The 16018-nt window shown below is 40.1% G+C and carries 13 protein-coding genes; 6 read left to right on the top strand and 7 right to left on the bottom strand.

Features of this window, described 5'->3' with window-relative positions; translation table 11 throughout:
- Positions 1-119 precede the first annotated feature (119 nt).
- From ACS5PU_RS09675 to ACS5PU_RS09665, 3 genes are all read left to right on the top strand, one after another.
- Positions 120-635 carry a transposase gene (locus tag ACS5PU_RS09675; RefSeq protein ID WP_439459081.1) on the top strand — a complete coding sequence of 172 codons (516 nt, stop codon included), beginning with the start codon at positions 120-122 and terminating at the stop codon, positions 633-635.
- A gap of 136 nt (positions 636-771) precedes the next feature.
- Positions 772-1932 (top strand): acyltransferase family protein, encoded by a 1161-nt coding sequence (locus ACS5PU_RS09670; RefSeq protein WP_439459080.1) that lies wholly within the window; start codon positions 772-774, stop codon positions 1930-1932.
- Between the two features lie 42 nt (positions 1933-1974).
- On the top strand, positions 1975-2997 hold the full coding sequence (locus tag ACS5PU_RS09665) for a LacI family DNA-binding transcriptional regulator (RefSeq protein ID WP_439459079.1): 1023 nt from the start codon (positions 1975-1977) through the stop codon (positions 2995-2997).
- A 4-nt stretch (positions 2998-3001) separates the two neighbouring features.
- Here ACS5PU_RS09665 and ACS5PU_RS09660 read toward each other — a convergent pair whose 3' ends face one another.
- On the bottom strand, positions 3002-4546 hold the full coding sequence (locus tag ACS5PU_RS09660; protein WP_439459078.1) for a glycoside hydrolase family 10 protein: 1545 nt from the start codon (positions 4544-4546) through the stop codon (positions 3002-3004).
- A gap of 206 nt (positions 4547-4752) precedes the next feature.
- Here ACS5PU_RS09660 and ACS5PU_RS09655 point away from each other — a divergent pair, with 206 nt between their 5' ends.
- Positions 4753-5655, top strand: coding sequence for a hypothetical protein (locus ACS5PU_RS09655; protein WP_439459077.1), 903 nt, complete (start codon positions 4753-4755; stop codon positions 5653-5655).
- Positions 5656-5688: 33 nt separating this feature from the next.
- Here the strand turns inward: ACS5PU_RS09655 and ACS5PU_RS09650 are convergent, their stop codons facing one another.
- The 4 genes from ACS5PU_RS09650 to ACS5PU_RS09635 form a co-directional block, all read right to left on the bottom strand.
- Positions 5689-9414 (bottom strand): ATP-binding protein, encoded by a 3726-nt coding sequence (locus ACS5PU_RS09650; RefSeq protein WP_439459076.1) that lies wholly within the window; start codon positions 9412-9414, stop codon positions 5689-5691.
- Between the two features lie 152 nt (positions 9415-9566).
- Positions 9567-10448, bottom strand: coding sequence for an ACP S-malonyltransferase (fabD, locus tag ACS5PU_RS09645; RefSeq protein WP_439459075.1), 882 nt, complete (start codon positions 10446-10448; stop codon positions 9567-9569).
- 80 nt (positions 10449-10528) lie between these two features.
- Positions 10529-11164, bottom strand: a complete 636-nt coding sequence (folE, locus tag ACS5PU_RS09640) for a GTP cyclohydrolase I FolE (RefSeq protein WP_439459074.1) — start codon at positions 11162-11164, stop codon at positions 10529-10531.
- Positions 11165-11176: 12 nt separating this feature from the next.
- The gene (locus tag ACS5PU_RS09635; protein ID WP_439459073.1) at positions 11177-11587 is read right to left on the bottom strand and encodes a 6-pyruvoyl trahydropterin synthase family protein; all 411 of its coding nucleotides are present in this window, start codon (positions 11585-11587) and stop codon (positions 11177-11179) included.
- Positions 11588-11688: 101 nt separating this feature from the next.
- Between ACS5PU_RS09635 and mqnB the strand changes: the two genes are divergently transcribed.
- On the top strand, positions 11689-12312 hold the full coding sequence (gene mqnB / locus ACS5PU_RS09630) for a futalosine hydrolase (RefSeq protein ID WP_439459072.1): 624 nt from the start codon (positions 11689-11691) through the stop codon (positions 12310-12312).
- Positions 12313-12352: 40 nt separating this feature from the next.
- The gene (locus ACS5PU_RS09625; RefSeq protein WP_439459071.1) at positions 12353-13198 is read left to right on the top strand and encodes a menaquinone biosynthesis family protein; all 846 of its coding nucleotides are present in this window, start codon (positions 12353-12355) and stop codon (positions 13196-13198) included.
- A gap of 117 nt (positions 13199-13315) precedes the next feature.
- Here ACS5PU_RS09625 and ACS5PU_RS09620 read toward each other — a convergent pair whose 3' ends face one another.
- Both ACS5PU_RS09620 and ACS5PU_RS09615 read right to left on the bottom strand, forming a co-directional pair.
- On the bottom strand, positions 13316-14011 hold the full coding sequence (locus tag ACS5PU_RS09620; protein WP_439459306.1) for a response regulator transcription factor: 696 nt from the start codon (positions 14009-14011) through the stop codon (positions 13316-13318).
- A gap of 176 nt (positions 14012-14187) precedes the next feature.
- A complete protein-coding gene (locus tag ACS5PU_RS09615) occupies positions 14188-16008 on the bottom strand; it encodes a sensor histidine kinase (protein ID WP_439459070.1) in 1821 nt (606 codons plus the stop codon).
- Positions 16009-16018 lie beyond the last annotated feature (10 nt).

Genomic DNA, 16018 nt, shown 5'->3' with positions numbered 1-16018 from the left:
CGATATCCCTCGATGCCTATCAACCAAAATTCTGCAGCGTTTTAAACACGCACTCAAAATAAATTCTTAACTTCCCATTCAATTATTCATCCCCTAATATTATTCAAGCTATTGAAGATATGAAAATAGAGGAAGGCTGCTGCTACCACGTTTATAACAGAGGAAACAATAAGGGTAAAATCTTTTTTGAAGATAGAAACTATATTTTCTTCCTTAAGCAGTTCAAAAAATATGTTTCTCCACACATAGATCTCTTTGCTTATTGTTTAATGCCTAACCATTTTCACTTTTTTATTAGGGTAAATGATCAGTTAAATTTTGAAAAAGGAATCAAAAACATGTTCATTTCTTATGTAAAGGCAATAAATATAACTTATAATAGGGTTGGAGGTTTATTTCAGGGAAGATATAAAGTAAAAAAGGCCGAATCAGATCCCTATTTTACCAAACTCATTACCTACATCCATCAAAACCCCTTGTTATCAGGACTAGTAAGCAAGATGGAAGATTATAAATATTCTTCTTTTAGGGCTTACTTAGCTAATGAACCAACATCAGTTAACAAAAAAGAAGTACTGGAATGGTTTGGCAATCTGACTGAATTTATTGCCCACCATAAGGTTGAAAACAAATGATTGAACGGAGAGCGGCCTTCTCCAGAAACTTACGAAGTTACCACGCGCCTGCCCCCAACACTAAACTTCGTAAGCAAATTTCTCATTCTAAAAACAATAGTTTAAATTAGTTAGCTTAATCCCAAACCAACTAACCATGACCGAAACTAAACAACGATTACTTTCTCTCGATTTTTTTAGGGGGTTAACCGTGGCCGCAATGATTTTAGTAAACAATCCAGGTAGCTGGGGGCATATTTACACACCTTTAGAACATGCCGAATGGAATGGCTGCACACCTACCGACCTCATTTTCCCGTTTTTTTTATGGATTGTAGGCGTATCTATTGCCTTTGCCATGAGCAGCAGCAAAGCAGATCCAGCCACACATCAAAAAACCATTGTCAAAGCCATTAAACGGGGTGTTATCCTTTATTTATTGGGTTTCTTTTTGGCCATTTTCGGTAAAATCATCAGCGCTATTATTGACCATAGATCCATCTGGGAAGCTTTTCAAACCGTAAGGCTTTTGGGTGTTCTGCAACGGATAGGTATTGTTTTCATCATCAGCAGCATCATTTTCATTAAGGTTTCTAATAAAACAATCTTCAAAGCACTCATTTTAATTTTAGCGGTTTACTGGGCTTTAATGACTTTCGTTCCGGTACCCGGCGTTGGTTACCCCAACCTCGAAAAAGAAACCAACCTAGCCGCATGGATAGACCGTGGAATTTTAACGGAGGCGCACACCTGGGCATCATCCAAAACTTGGGACCCGGAGGGGATTTTAAGCACTTTACCAGCCATAGGCACCTGTTTGTTTGGGATTTTAGTGGGTGTTTGGATGCGCAGAAAAGATGTAGACAACCCCACCAAAGTAGCCTGGCTTTTTACTACAGGCATTACTGCGGTTATTTTAGGTCTGCTTTGGGATTTACAGTTCCCGATTAACAAGGCTTTGTGGACAAGTTCTTACGTACTTTACGCCGGAGGCTTAGCCTCAATAGGGCTGGCGCTGTGTTATTGGATAATTGATGTACAGGGCTACAAAAAGTTTACCACCCCTTTTGTGGTATATGGCGTAAATGCCATTACTGTTTTCTTTTTGGCCGGCTTAATGCCGCGAGTTTTGAACCTGATCCAGCTGACCAAGCCAGACGGCACCAAAACCGGATTGCTGGTGAGGTTTTACGAAACCTGTTACACCCCTTTCTTTAGCCCTATCAATGCTTCATTGGTTTGGGCCATCACCTATGTGCTCGGCTTTTATGTATTATTATATTTTATGTATAAGAAGAACATTATTATTAAGGTTTAGTACATTTATACTAAAGAATAAAATAGACTTCCAATTTTTAAATTGAGCAAAAAAACTACCATATACGATATAGCCAAGGAACTGAATATTACGGTATCTACAGTTTCGAGGGCACTCAGTGGCTTCCCTGCAATAAGCGATACAACAAGGAAGGCTGTAGAAGATATGGCCAGAAAACTAAACTATAGCCCAAACCGCCTGGCTTCGGCCTTAAAATCGGGCAAAACGCACATTATCGGTGTGATTGTGCCTAGCGTACAGGCGCATTTTTTTGCTTCTATTATACATTGTATTGAAGATGGCCTAAAAGACAGCGGCTACAGGGTAATTATTTATCAATCAAACGAATCGGTAGAGAATGAAATAAATGGCGTAAAAACGTTATTAGAGGCGCAGGTGGATGGAATAATGGCCTCCATGTCGTTAGAAACAGTAGATATTGCACATTTTGCAGAAATAACCAAGCAAAATAAACCTTTAATCTTGTTTGATAGGGTAAATGCAGATTTAAAAGTGCCCACCATAACCCTTGATGATTTCAAGGCAGGTTACATGGCCACCCAACATTTGATAGACCGGGGTTATAAAAAAATAGCTTTTGTAACCACCATACATCAGATTAAAATCTTTAACGACCGTTTGGAGGGCTATAAAGCTGCACTTAAGGATAATGGCTTTCCCGTAATAGAAGATCACATTATTTTCGGCGGCCTATCCATTAAAGACGGGCGGTTTGGCGCCGGTAGGCTAATGCGGAGCAGAAACAAACCCGATGCTATAATTGCAGGTGATGATTTTACCGCGCTGGGGGTAATCAAAAAACTTAAAGAAGTAGATGAAACCCCGCCCGAAGTTGGGGTAATCGGTTTTGCCAACGAAGCCTTTTCGGCCTACATTACACCGAATTTATCAACCATTGATCAGCATGCACCGCAAATGGGTAAAGAATGCGCCAAAATGTTCCTTAAAATGATCAGTCAAGATAATCCTTACGCCGATATGGAGCATATTGTACTCGATCCGGCTGTGGTGGAAAGAGAATCGACCAATAAAAGAAGCGAATAAGCCCTTACTCTTTTGCTAACGGAATTTCTACGCCAACAGGGCCACTTGGTTCACTTTCATTCTTAAGCCTATCCAAAGCCGTTACCAGATAGCTGTAACGTTTGCCACTTTCTACCCCGGTATCAATAAAAGAAAGATAATCTTCAAAACTGATCTTAATAATATTCTTGGGGTCGAGTACCGAAATCTTTTCGCCTTCGTTAAACCGGTAAATTACAAAGCCCGATGCGGTTTCGCCATCTTTTGCCTTTAACGGCAGCTGCCATTTTAAATGCACACCATCTTTTAGCGCATCGGCTGTTAAGGCATGCGGCTCATTTGGCGGTACTTCATCCAACCATGGCATTTGCGGAGGCAATGCAGGATATTTGTAAAAATCATTCTTTAACGAATCTCCCACGGCTTTAGCCACAGTACTTAAAGATTTAGAACTAAAGAAAACGCTCCCCTGAATACGGCTATTATCCCTGATATACCTGATCTGGTTTGGAATTTCGCCCAGATTTTTCCAGGCAGCCTCAGCCCTCGAATTAACCAGATAAGCGCCCTGGCCAATATAAACATGCCTTCCGAAGGTATTATTGCTCCACCAATCAACCAAAACGCCGTATGGGGCTACTTTCCGGGTAAACGTAAAATAAATTTGGGGATTGATATAATCTACCCATCCTTCTCTTACCCATTTACGGCTATCGGCAAAAAGCTCTGCATAATTAGATAAACCACTGGTAGCTGAGCCTTCTGGATCTTCGTACTTATTTTTCCAGATACCGAAGGGGCTAATCCCAAATTTCACCCATTTTTTGTAATGATGGATACTATCATCGAGCTGCTTAATCAACAGGTCGACATTATTGCGCCTCCAATCCTTGATATCCGAAAAATTGTTTGGGTATTTATAGAAGGTATTGCCATCGTTAATGGTTTGGCCTTCTACTTTGTAAGGATAAAAGTAATCGTCGAAATGGATTCCATCTATATCATATCCTTTTACTACATCTAAAATTACCTGCACAATGTACTCCCTAACATCAGGAATGCCGGGATCGAACTGTTTTTTCCCCCCATAGGTAAAAAACCAATCGGGATGTTTGCGGTAAGCATGGTCTTCACTCAGTACTGCCGTGCTGCTCATACTGGCCCTATAGGGGTTAAACCAGGCATGTAGCTCCATTCCCCTAAAGTGGGCCTCTTTAATGGCAAAAGCCAACGGATCGTAACCTGCCGCCGGAGCCAGCCCTTGCTTGCCCATTAACCATTGGCTCCACGGTTCTCTCGATTTTGCATAAAATGCATCGGCCGCAGGCCTAACCTGCAGAATTATGGCATTCAAGCCCTGGCTCTTGTGGCGCTCTAAAATTCCGATAAGCTCCTGTTTTTGCTGATCAACGGTCAAACCTGGCCTTGACGGCCAATCGATATTGGTAACCGTTGCAACCCAAACGCCCCTAAACTCCCTTTTTGGTGCAATTTTTGATAATGGTTGTGCATTTAATATATAAGGTATTACAGTTAAAGATAAAAGTGCGTATAGGAAGTTTTTAAGCATTATTTCTGTCTTATTTTTTATTCAGGTTGTGTGTTTGTGTTAATTTGAATACAAATGAACATTAGCAAGTAAACGATTTTTTTTAAAAACTCTTATAAGTTTATTAAAAATTTTAATTTGCGACCTACTAAAATTAATTGTGTACACCCATTTACCTATGGAGAACAAAAGTATATTAATTTAAAGAAGATACAGCGTTATTAAAAATGGAACCACAAAAAATTAATAAAGGCGATAGAAACAAGATTTACTTCCTGGTAATTGTTATAGCGGCTTTAATCGGCACTAATGCTTATTTGTTTTTCAAAGACCGACAGCAAAGTGAGCGTTTTGTGACGGTAAGTACTGAAAAAGACAAGTTACGCCTAGAGGTAGAAAAAATTGAAGTTGAGCTGGATAAGGTTAATGCCCTGAATTTAGACTTAAACGAGAAACTTGTTGATGAGCAGAAACTGGCCCGCAAAAAAATTGATGAACTTAAACTGGCCCTAGAAAAAAACCAGATTACCCAAGGCGAGCTGGATAAAGCAAATGCGCAGATCAATGAGCTGAAAACATTTGTTAAAAATTATAATGAACAGATTATTCAACTGCAAAAAGACAATATTTTTTTAAAGAACAGCCGCGATAGCCTCGAAAATACACTCAGGAGCATCAGCAGTAAGGCTTCCAACCTGGAAAACGAAAACAGCAACCTCAGTGCAAAGGTTAAAACGGCAGCGGTACTCAAACTTCAATCGGCCGAAATTATAGCCTTCAGAACAAAATCAAGCGGTAAAAAAGTTGAAGTAACCAAGTCATCAACAGCTGAAAAACTCAGTGTCCGTTTTAACATTGTTCCAAACCAGTTAGCAGAAAAAGGACACCATAACATCTATTTAAGGGTATTCGATCCGGCAGGCAACTTACTTGCTGATGAGGGCAACCATTTTGAGGCCGATGGACAGGATATGCAATATAGCCACTCTATCTTTATCAATTACAATAACGACGACAGTACTTATGTTATCGACTGGGCCAATCCCAAACCTTTTATTAAAGGTATTTATACCGTAATCTTATACGCCGATGGCAATACCATGGGCAAAGCTCAGGTAGAGCTGAGATAAAAAACCCACGCTTTTCTTGCTGTTTAACCCTAACTAAGCCAAAGGAAAACTTAAATAAAATGTTGTTCCCAAGCCTGTTATTGAGGTAAACTTAACAGAACCCCCGGCATTTTCTACGGCCTGTTTTACAAAGGCAAGCCCTAAACCTGTGCCCGAGGTTTTGGTGGTAAAATTGGGTACAAATATCTTATCGTGCAGTGTGGCCGGTATACCCTTCCCGTTATCTTTAATTTCGATATAGGCATTCTGGTTATCCACATAAACAATAATACTGATGCAGCACAAACTTTCTTCGTCTATCGCCTCAATAGCGTTTTTGAGCAGGTTATTAAAGGTTCTGAGCAGTTGATCATGATCAGCCATAACCTTAATATCACGGTCGCTCTTATCCAGCACATCAATGGTTACATTGCCCGTACTTTTAAATACTTCCCTGGCCTGTTCAATAATCGGCAATAAAGAAAGCCGCTCCAGGTTGGTATCGGGCATTTTGGCAAAATTGGAGAATTCGGATGCGATTTTCGAAAGACTATCAATCTGTTCAATAAACGATTTGCTGAATTTATTAAACTTAAGCTCAAAGTTAGGATCTTTTTCTTTCCACGATTTCTCCAACAGCTGAACACCAAGTTTTAAAGGTGTTAACGGGTTTTTAATTTCATGGGCCACCTGCTTGGCCATTTCGCGCCAGGCGCTTTCCCGTTCTGATCGCGCCAGTTTAAGCGCACTATCTTCCAGGGCAGCAATCATATGGTTATATTCCTTAATCAGAGAACCGATTTCATCATGCCGGCGCCACACAATAGGCTCGTTCCGCTGTCCAATTTTCGTTCTACTGATGCTCTCCTGGATAAATGTTAGCGGATTGGTAATCTGATTGGCCAAAAACACAGCCAATACACCAATAGCCACGAAAACCAGCGCATAAATATTGATCAGGTTACTTACAAAAAGGGCAATTTTATCGGTATACTCTTCTTCGTTCGAATAATTTGGCAGCCCAATATAGGCGATCGTTTTATTCTGTGCATTTCTAATTGGCGCATAGGCCGCACCATAGGTAAGCTTGCCAATTTTTTCTTCTAAGTTAATATACTCCGAGCGGTGTAAACTATGTAAGGAAGCATAAGCCAACGGCCCCATTTTTCTGCCCACAATTTTATAGTTGTACAGTTTTGGGTAGGTAGTCATTATCAGGTTACCATCCAGATCGTAGAGGTTTAAATCGGCATTGTTAATATCGGCAAAGTTGTTAAAATCGGCGACTGCATTTTCATCGTTGGAGATAATGCCATTATTAAAAACCTGCTTTTCGAAATTCTGCTGAACTTTTCTGATCTTATCTTTCAGTATTGCATCCTGCTGCCCCCTATATTCATTGTTCATATAATAATAGGTTACCCAGCCTACAATAACCAAGGTGGCCACTACCGATAGTACAATGGAGACCTGTATCCTGGTTTTATATAATATCTTATTTGCATTGATCATTAATGAGCGGTTAATGCTGAACCAGCCCACTTTATCATCATCAAGGTTCTTAATCAGCCAGATGAGCCCATACAGCACCAAGCTGAAAATAATAAATACCAGAAAGAAGAAAGATAATGCGGCTAAACGCTCAACATAATCAACCTTTTGCTTACTGATAATAACCATTTTACTATCAGATGGCTTGTAGATTAAATGACTGTAATGCAGGCTATCATCACTACTGGTAATAAAATCGTCCTTTTTACCTTTAAAAACACTTCCATCTAAAGGATAGGTGTAGTTTCCGGATTGGTTGAGCAATTTATCATTGTTGTAAAATGCAATGGAATACCCTTTAAAGTCTTCATCCTTCGCCAGCTTCTGATCGCCCAAAAGATCGGGTAAACGGTTATTGTAATTGTAAGGTTTAGAGCGGAGTTCGATAATGAGCGTTCCCAGTAAATTGCCCTTATCCACAACCGAAATAATCCCAAAATAATCCTGATAACCGAAAGTATTGTTTACCTGATAGAAAAAATTGGATCCATCAATTTTTACAGAACCAGCCTCTACCAGGTTTTTATACTTATTGAGCGGCGGACTGTTGTTATTGCCCATGGTTGCGCCCAGCCTATTGTATGGATAAATCTGATAATCGTATTTACTCAAATATCCATCTAGGTAATCTTTAAGGTGATTTTTAAGCACCGCATAATTGGCTGTTCCGCTCTGGTTAAAGTAGCGGGCAAGAAACTCGTCTTTTACAATCTCGTTGCCCAGGTTTCCGAGCGCTATAATTGCATTCAGATCTTCTGACGATTGTATCTTACGGGCAAGAGGCTCGCGAAGGCTGCGTTCTTTAATATCTTTATAGCGTGTATATTTTATAGAAGTATTAAATGCCAGGCAAAAGAACACAATGGCAAACATACCGATAGTGAAATTGCGTTCTTTTAAATAAACAGCGCGTGCAACGATGTAGAGCACCAGCGCAAAAACGATAAAAAAGGCATTAAAATCTAAATATAGCTTGTATACAAATACACCCGCAAAACCAATAAGGAAAATAATTACGCGCTCTTTATTGGTTACATTTAGCTGGCCGCTTACGGTTGCCGAAACAATGGTGATGAGGTAAATCTGAAACCAGGCGAGGCATAAAATTACAATCCCTACCCAGCTGGTACCGCTTAGCTTAAGGATATTTACAATGTCGAAATTAATTTTGGAGTTAAATATAAGCCCGAAAAAAATATCGTCGGTATCCCAAACTATCCTTCCAATCAAAACCATCAGCCCTGCCTGTATCAGTAAACCTAATACTTTACTCCGCTTAATCCATTCGGGAAACTTGTACTGCTCCTTATGGTTGTACATAAACAGCAACAGCCAGGTTAGCACAATTACATTAAGCAGAAAATCGCCGAGCGATGGCATAAGAAAACTATCTGCATATATTTTTGGATCAAATAGATCTAAGGTAAAGCGGTGGTTAAACCAACCATAATATAAATCGGTTAGCCTAAAGGTTAAAAAGAAAAACAGCAATAAAAACGTTCCGGCGGCAATGTGTCCGCGCCGGGCAATAAGCGAGCTCAACGAATTAAAAAACATGCAGATACACAACATGCCGGCAATAAAAAACCAAAGCTGTGTACTCGAGTAATAGGTATCTACATAGCCCGGTTTAACCTTTAATCCGAATAAAAATTTGTTATCAATACTCTTGATGGTGTATACATCCTTATCGGTAAAAGATGCAAACGTTAATATTTTAGAGTTAGAAAGCAGCGGATCGATTTCGTTCTTAAAATATTCTGTTTCCTTAAAAGGGTACTGAGACTGGATCGAAATCATGAAAATCAGATCGAACGTTCCCTGTTTACTTTTAATTACCTCGTACCATCCGTTATAAAAAAACAGCACCGAACTGCCTTCCTTTATCGTTGTCGGATCAATTTCGGAGACTTTATAAGTACTCCAAAATTTAAGCTGGTTGTTTTCGTAGGTTAATAAGTTTATGCCACTGTTTTTGCGGTAGGTCTGTATAAAATCGATGGCCGTTTTAGGATCGAGGTGGAAACGTTTTGCACGGGCCACCAGCTGCTTATCAGAAAGAAAATTTTCTACCAGTTTCTCTTTTTGCCATAGGTTTTCCTGGATCTGCCTGGCATCCTGATCCAAAAGCTCTCTTTTGGTGGTAAAACGGCTTAAGGAAATAGATGTTGCAATAAGGCAGCAGCCCAAAACGAGCAATAGAAATCTTATTTTTACGCCAAAGCTCATTTTATTCCGGTGCTTATGTTTAAGTGTAGCCGAAACCTAAACCATTAATTTTTGGTGATTCAGCCTGTGTTTAAAGATATTAAATATTGATAAAAAACAACGCCATAAACAGCTTAGTTTATGGCGTTGGCAAATATATTATATGAATAGGATTAAGCTATTGCAGCACTACTTGTTTGTACTTCGCGGCTCACTTTCTTAACCAGTCCCTGTAACACATTTCCAGGCCCAACCTCAACAAATTCGGTAGCACCATCAGCAAGCATATTGCTTACTGTCTGTGTCCAACGTACAGCACCTGTTAATTGTTTAATCAAATTGATTTTAATTTCAGCCGGATCGGTATATGGCTTAGCATCAACATTTTGGTAAACCGGGCAAATTGGCGCAGCAATATCAACTGCTTCTATAGCAGCCTGCAGTTCTATTTTTGCCGGTTCCATTAACGGAGAGTGGAAAGCCCCGCCAACATTTAATTTTAAGGCTCTTTTTGCGCCAGCTTCGGTTAACTTGGCACAGGCCAGGTCAATTCCTTCTATGCTGCCCGAAATTACCAATTGCCCAGGGCAGTTGTAATTAGCAGGTACCACTACGGCATCAATTTCGGCACATACCTGTTCTACCACCTCATCTGCCAATCCTAATATGGCGGCCATTGTTGATGGTTGTGCTTCGCAGGCTTTTTGCATGGCATTTGCACGTGCAATAACCAGTTTTAATCCGTCTTCAAAGCTCAATGCATTTGCGGCAACCAGTGCAGAAAATTCGCCCAGAGAGTGACCAGCAACCATATCCGGTTTAAAATCATCGCCCAATACCTTTGCTAAAATAACCGAATGCAAAAAAATTGCAGGTTGGGTTACATTGGTCTGTTTTAGTTCTTCATCCGTTCCGCCGAACATGATATCGCTAATGCGGAAACCGATAATTTCATTTGCTTTTTCAAATAATGCTGCAGCTTTTGGGTTTTCGTAAAGATCCTTGCCCATACCTACAAACTGTGCTCCCTGTCCGGGAAAAATATATGCTCTCATACCCCTTGGTCCCCTAAAGGGGAAATTAAATATCTAGTTAATATGTTGTTAAACCACACCCCCTTAATGGGGCGGGGGGGTTAATCCAGACTTGCTGTAATTAACCGTAAAAACTCTGCTCTTGTTTTATCGTTACTTAAAAACGTGCCTGTAAATGCCGAGGTTGTGGTTACAGAATTCTGTTTCTGCACGCCACGCATGGCCATACACAGGTGCCTGCACTCCATTACCACAGCCACGCCCATTGGGCTCAGGGTATTTTGGATACAATCTCTTATTTCGTTGGTTAAACGCTCCTGTACCTGTAAACGGCGCGCAAAAGCATCAACTACCCTTGGTATTTTACTTAAGCCTACAATATGCCCGTTTGGAATGTAAGCAATATGTGCTTTACCGAAAAATGGCAGCATATGGTGTTCGCACATCGAATAAACCTCAATATCCTTAACTACAACCATTTGGCTGTAATCTTCTTCAAACATTGCCGATCTTAGAATTTCATCAGGTTTTAAATCGTAGCCATGTGTTAAATATTGGAGCGCTTTGGCCACACGTTCTGGTGTTTTTAACAGTCCCTCACGCTCAGGGTCTTCGCCCAATTGGCCCAGAATATCTTTGTAATGTGTAGCTACAGCATCTATTTTATCATCATTATAACGGTCTATTTTTACATAGCCGTCTCTAGATTCGCCTTTTAATATGTCTTTTTCGCTCATTAATTTAGGTTTTTAGCCAAAGTATTCAACGTAGTTGTTTTCGGTTTCGTAAATTTTTACGCAATGTAAAACTGCACCGCTTTCTGCAATAGGTGCCCATAACTGTTTCCAGATTTCTATGGCCAGGTTTTCAGTCGAAGCCAGTTTTCCTTTCATGAAATCTACATCCAGATTTAAGTTTTTATGGTCAACCTTATCTACAACATAATTGTTCATTACATCTTTCAACCACTTCAAATCTACCAAAAAGCCGGTTTCTGGATTAACTTCACCCTTAACGGTAACGTACAGCCAATAGTTATGCCCATGCCAGTTCGGATTTGCGCATTTGCCATAAACCTCACTATTTTTATCATCATCCCAATCGGTACGGGCCAGCTTGTGTGCTGCATTAAATGATGCTTTTCTTGTTATGTAAATCATTACTATAAAATAAAGCGCAAATATACTGATAAAGCATTAAGCCTAAAGACCAAAGCTTAAAGAAACCAAAGTTTATCGAAACAAAGACTTAAATTTACACAATGAAAACTTTAGTTGTTGCCGCTACAAAAGCCGAGTTATCCTTCCTTTATCAGCATTTTAGCCTTACTGAAGGCGATTTTGTGGAAAGTAAAAATTTCGATTTACTGATTACTGGAGTAGGCATGGTAGCCACAGCTTTTGCACTGGGCAAACACCTTTCGCACAAATACGATCTGGTTGTTAATTTAGGAATAGCAGGCTGTTTCGACCGGAATATCGAACTTGGAACGGTATTGAATATTACCGAAGATACTTTTGCCGAATTAGGTACCGAAAACAGAGATGAGTTTTTAAGCATTGCCGATTTAGGCTTCGGCGAAAACCATTACACCTCCAGAACACAGCGAAGGGTTGGCCTGCCACTGGCAAAAGGCATAACCGTTAACTGCGTAACAGGTAGCGAAAAAAGCATAAAAAAATTGATGGATAGATTTAGCCCTGTAACCGAAAGCATGGAAGGTGCTGCCGTATTTTATGCCTGTAAACAGTTGAATATTGATTGCCTACAGATCAGAAGCGTATCTAACTACGTTGAGCCACGCAACAGGGACAACTGGAAAATTGGGTTATCTATTAAAAACCTGAACGATTGGGCCATTGGCTTTATTGGAGAAATGAACTGATTATGACCAATTAATCTGCTACAGTAATTAATTTTGACCCATGAAACTTACACTTGGCTTTTCGCCCTGCCCAAACGATACTTTTATTTTCGACGCACTGATCCACCATAAAATTGATACCGAGGGTCTTGAATTTGAAGTTTCGTATGATGATGTTGAAACCCTGAACCAAAAGGCAATGAGGGGCGAGCTGAACATTACCAAATTAAGTTTTCATGCTTTTGCCTACGTTGCCAACCAATACGCTTTATTGGATGCTGGCAGCGCCCTTGGCTTTGGCGTTGGTCCGTTATTGATCAGCAAAAAAGATTTTAACGGCGAAGCAGCCCTGCTTCAAACTCCGAACTCCGGGCTTAAAGTGGGTATACCGGGCAAATATACTACAGCAAATTTTTTATTGGGCATTGCCTATCCAGAACTTCAGAACAAGCAAGAACTGGTTTTTTCAGAAATCGAATCGGCTTTACTGGAAGACAAGATTGATTTAGGACTGATTATCCACGAAAACAGATTTACCTATCAGGATAAAGGCCTGAATAAAATTGTTGATCTTGGCGATTACTGGGAAAAACTGACCGGCTGTGCCATTCCGCTTGGTGGAATTGTAATTAACCGCAGCTTAGACCGCGAAATACAGCTAAAGGTTAACCGCTTAATCAGGCAATCTGTTGAGTACGCTTTTGCGCATCCCAAATCGAGTATTGATTTTATCCGCCAGCACGCCCAGGCCATGGAAGAAAGTGTAATGTACAAACACATTGAGCTATATGTAAACAAGTACAGCATTAACCTTGGCGAAGAAGGCCGCAGGGCTATTGATACGCTTTTTAAACTTGCTCAGGAAAGAAATATAATCCCTGCTATCAAAGAGAACCTATATATTTAATCCTACACGTTATCTCGACCGCAGTGGAGAGATATACAAATTGGGGCTAGAAAAGCTAGAAGGTTAATTTGGTTCAGTGGCCAGAACATTCCAACTTTACAACATTTGACCGATATATTAGTTTACCAAAAGCTTATACCCTTTTCCGTGTACGTTTATAATTTCGACAGCTGGATCGGCCCTTAAATACTTGCGCAGTTTACTTAAAAATACATCCATGCTCCTGCCGTTAAAGTAGTTGTCGTCGTGCCAGATACTCAGTAAAGCTTCTTCTCGGGTTAGGACAGTATTTTTCTTTAAGCACAATAAACGCAACAGTTCTGCCTCTTTGGTAGATAGCTTTTGCTGTGCATCGTTATTGGTGATAATCTGTGTGGTATAATCAAAATGGTACTGGCCGATAGAAAACTGGGTTTCTGCAGATTCATCATTGCTTTCGGTTTTATTTGCAATGCGTTTAAACATCGCGTTTATGCGCAACAATAGCTCTTCAATACGGAAAGGTTTGGTAATGTAATCGTCGCCACCCAGATCGTATGCCGCGGCCTTATCCTCCAGCATGGTTTTAGCCGTGGCAAAAATAATTGGCACCTGTGCATTGGTTTTTCTAATATCTTTTCCCAGCGTAAATCCGTCCTTTTTAGGCATCATTACATCCAGGATACACAGATCGAAACTTTGTTTGTTAAAGGCTTTCAATCCTTCATCCCCATCTGTACACAATACCACATCGAATTTACCTTTTAACTGTAAATAATCCTGTAATAATAAACCTAAGTTTGGATCGTCTTCTACCAGAAGTATTTTCTTCATTTTCTTGATTTTATTCACATATGTAGCGTTACCTACACTGAAAGTTTGATTCTGAATCTGCATAAGGGTTTAATTTATACCGTAGATTAAATAATATGCTACTATATTAACAAATTAAATGCCCTTAAATTTTAATGTATCGATAAAGCAAGCTTTTGTACCGATGGTTAGTTGTTTTATAAAGGTAAAGATATTTCGAACGTGGTTCCTTTATCTTTTTCGCTACTTACCTTAACAGTACCGTTTAGCTTTTTAATAATATCCTGTACATAGTTTAAGCCCAGGCCAAAACCTTTCACATCGTGCAGGTTACCGGTGGGCACCCTGTAAAACTGATCGAAAATTCTTTTCGCCTGGTCTTTGGTCATCCCGATTCCCTTATCCGCAATTTCTATAATCAAATTCTTGTTCGTATTGCGTGTGGTAATGGTTATTTCGGGTGCATCGCTGCTGTATTTATTTGCGTTGTCAATCAGGTTGTAAAGCACGTTGGATAAATGCAGCTCATCGCCAAAAACAACTGCATTTTCGGCATCGGTGTTTACCGTTATCACCGCATTTCTTTTCTGCAGCTGCAGCTCCATACTATCTAAAACGATCATAATTAAATCGTTCATATCCACTTCAGTGTTTTCCATTTTAAGTTCGCCTTTTTCCAGGCGGGCAATGCTTAAAACACGCTCTATATGACTGCCCAAGCGAACGTTTTCATCGTAAATTATTCCCGCCAGGCGTTTTAACCTCGATTTGTCTTCGGTAACCTCCGGATCTTTTAAGGCCTCACTGGCAATCATAATGGTTGCCACAGGGGTCTTAAATTCGTGGGTCATGTTGTTGATAAAATCTGTTTTCATCTCCGATATTTTCTTTTGCTTTAAAATGGCATAAAGCGTATAAGAAAAGATAAAAACAAGTACCAGCAATAAACCTGCAGATGAAGCCAGGGTTGCGCTAAGGTTAGAAATGATGGCCGAATTTTTATTCGGGAAGCTTACAAATAGCATTCCCGGATCGCGAAACAGGTCGTTGCCGAACAATGGGGTTTTATAGGTATTTTCGGGCAGAAACTCTCCTTTAGCGTTGGAGGCCGTCATAAAAATAATCGAATCTTTTTTAGCCAGCGAAACCCGGTAGGCCGGTTCGAGTGTAATGTTATTGGCCAAAAGCTCCTGTCTGAGTAAACTGCCCAACGAATTAAAGTTAATGCGTTTATAAATTGGCACGTTGACTTCCTGTAGCTCTTTAGATACGGCTTCGACCACGCTTAACCTTGTATACGAAAAAGTATCCTTACCCAACGATAAAATTTTCAGCTCCAGTTTCTTTTTTGCGATTTCATCCTCACGTTTAAATTTTTTCTCCAGGTCATCTGAAATTTTTGGTACACTAACTGTTAGCGGTTTAGCATTAGCAGGATCGTAAACCAGATACCTTAGGGTATCGGGCAAGCTCTGTAAACTTTTAAATTCAAACGTTTTGGGTGCCGGCGCATAAGGTTTGGTACGCATGCTATAGCCTTTTAGCACAAGGCTCCTGATATCGATAAATGCATCTACCTGCATATCGAGCCGCTCTCCCCCTCTTGATGATAGGGAAACAAATTCCTTTTCGGTAATTACGTTGGGTGCCCGGTAAGATGCCCTGATGATACTGTCTTGTTGGTTAAGGTAGTTCTCTATCTGGTTTTCGCGTTCGGCCTGCCTTAAATCGGCCTCTTGGGCATATTGTTGCCTTAAGTCTTTAATATCAAGCGCACGCTGCCTCGAATCCTGTACCTGTCTTAACCTATTTTCGGCATCCTTTTTATTGAGGTGGTCGGCAACATTTCTCCGTTGGATTTTATTCACCACCGTAGATAAGGTTTGGTTTACCTGTTCATCAAAAAGCTGAGATTTTAGTTTGTACGATTCCATGATGTAATACAGCTGCATTACAAACACGCCAACCAGTGCAACCGTCATTAAAACGGTAATTAACCAAAAACTTCTTTTCTTCATTGATTCATAC

Origin of the sequence: Pedobacter sp. GSP4, assembly GCF_051857575.1 — a bacterium.
Taxonomy (GTDB): domain Bacteria; phylum Bacteroidota; class Bacteroidia; order Sphingobacteriales; family Sphingobacteriaceae; genus Pedobacter.
This window is presented reverse-complemented; position numbering and strand designations above follow the sequence as displayed.

What these genes read in the sequence shown, in the direction of transcription:
- ACS5PU_RS09675 (WP_439459081.1), top strand. Translation starts at nt 120, where the DNA reads ATGAAAATAGAGGAAGGCTGCTGCTACCACGTTTATAACAGAGGAAAC.
- ACS5PU_RS09670 (WP_439459080.1), top strand. Translation starts at nt 772, where the DNA reads ATGACCGAAACTAAACAACGATTACTTTCTCTCGATTTTTTTAGGGGG.
- ACS5PU_RS09660 (WP_439459078.1), bottom strand. Translation starts at nt 4,546, where the DNA reads ATGCTTAAAAACTTCCTATACGCACTTTTATCTTTAACTGTAATACCT.
- ACS5PU_RS09655 (WP_439459077.1), top strand. Translation starts at nt 4,753, where the DNA reads ATGGAACCACAAAAAATTAATAAAGGCGATAGAAACAAGATTTACTTC.
- ACS5PU_RS09650 (WP_439459076.1), bottom strand. Translation starts at nt 9,414, where the DNA reads ATGAGCTTTGGCGTAAAAATAAGATTTCTATTGCTCGTTTTGGGCTGC.
- fabD (WP_439459075.1), bottom strand. Translation starts at nt 10,448, where the DNA reads ATGAGAGCATATATTTTTCCCGGACAGGGAGCACAGTTTGTAGGTATG.
- folE (WP_439459074.1), bottom strand. Translation starts at nt 11,164, where the DNA reads ATGAGCGAAAAAGACATATTAAAAGGCGAATCTAGAGACGGCTATGTA.
- ACS5PU_RS09635 (WP_439459073.1), bottom strand. Translation starts at nt 11,587, where the DNA reads ATGATTTACATAACAAGAAAAGCATCATTTAATGCAGCACACAAGCTG.
- mqnB (WP_439459072.1), top strand. Translation starts at nt 11,689, where the DNA reads ATGAAAACTTTAGTTGTTGCCGCTACAAAAGCCGAGTTATCCTTCCTT.
- ACS5PU_RS09625 (WP_439459071.1), top strand. Translation starts at nt 12,353, where the DNA reads ATGAAACTTACACTTGGCTTTTCGCCCTGCCCAAACGATACTTTTATT.
- ACS5PU_RS09620 (WP_439459306.1), bottom strand. Translation starts at nt 14,011, where the DNA reads ATGAAGAAAATACTTCTGGTAGAAGACGATCCAAACTTAGGTTTATTA.
- ACS5PU_RS09615 (WP_439459070.1), bottom strand. Translation starts at nt 16,008, where the DNA reads ATGAAGAAAAGAAGTTTTTGGTTAATTACCGTTTTAATGACGGTTGCA.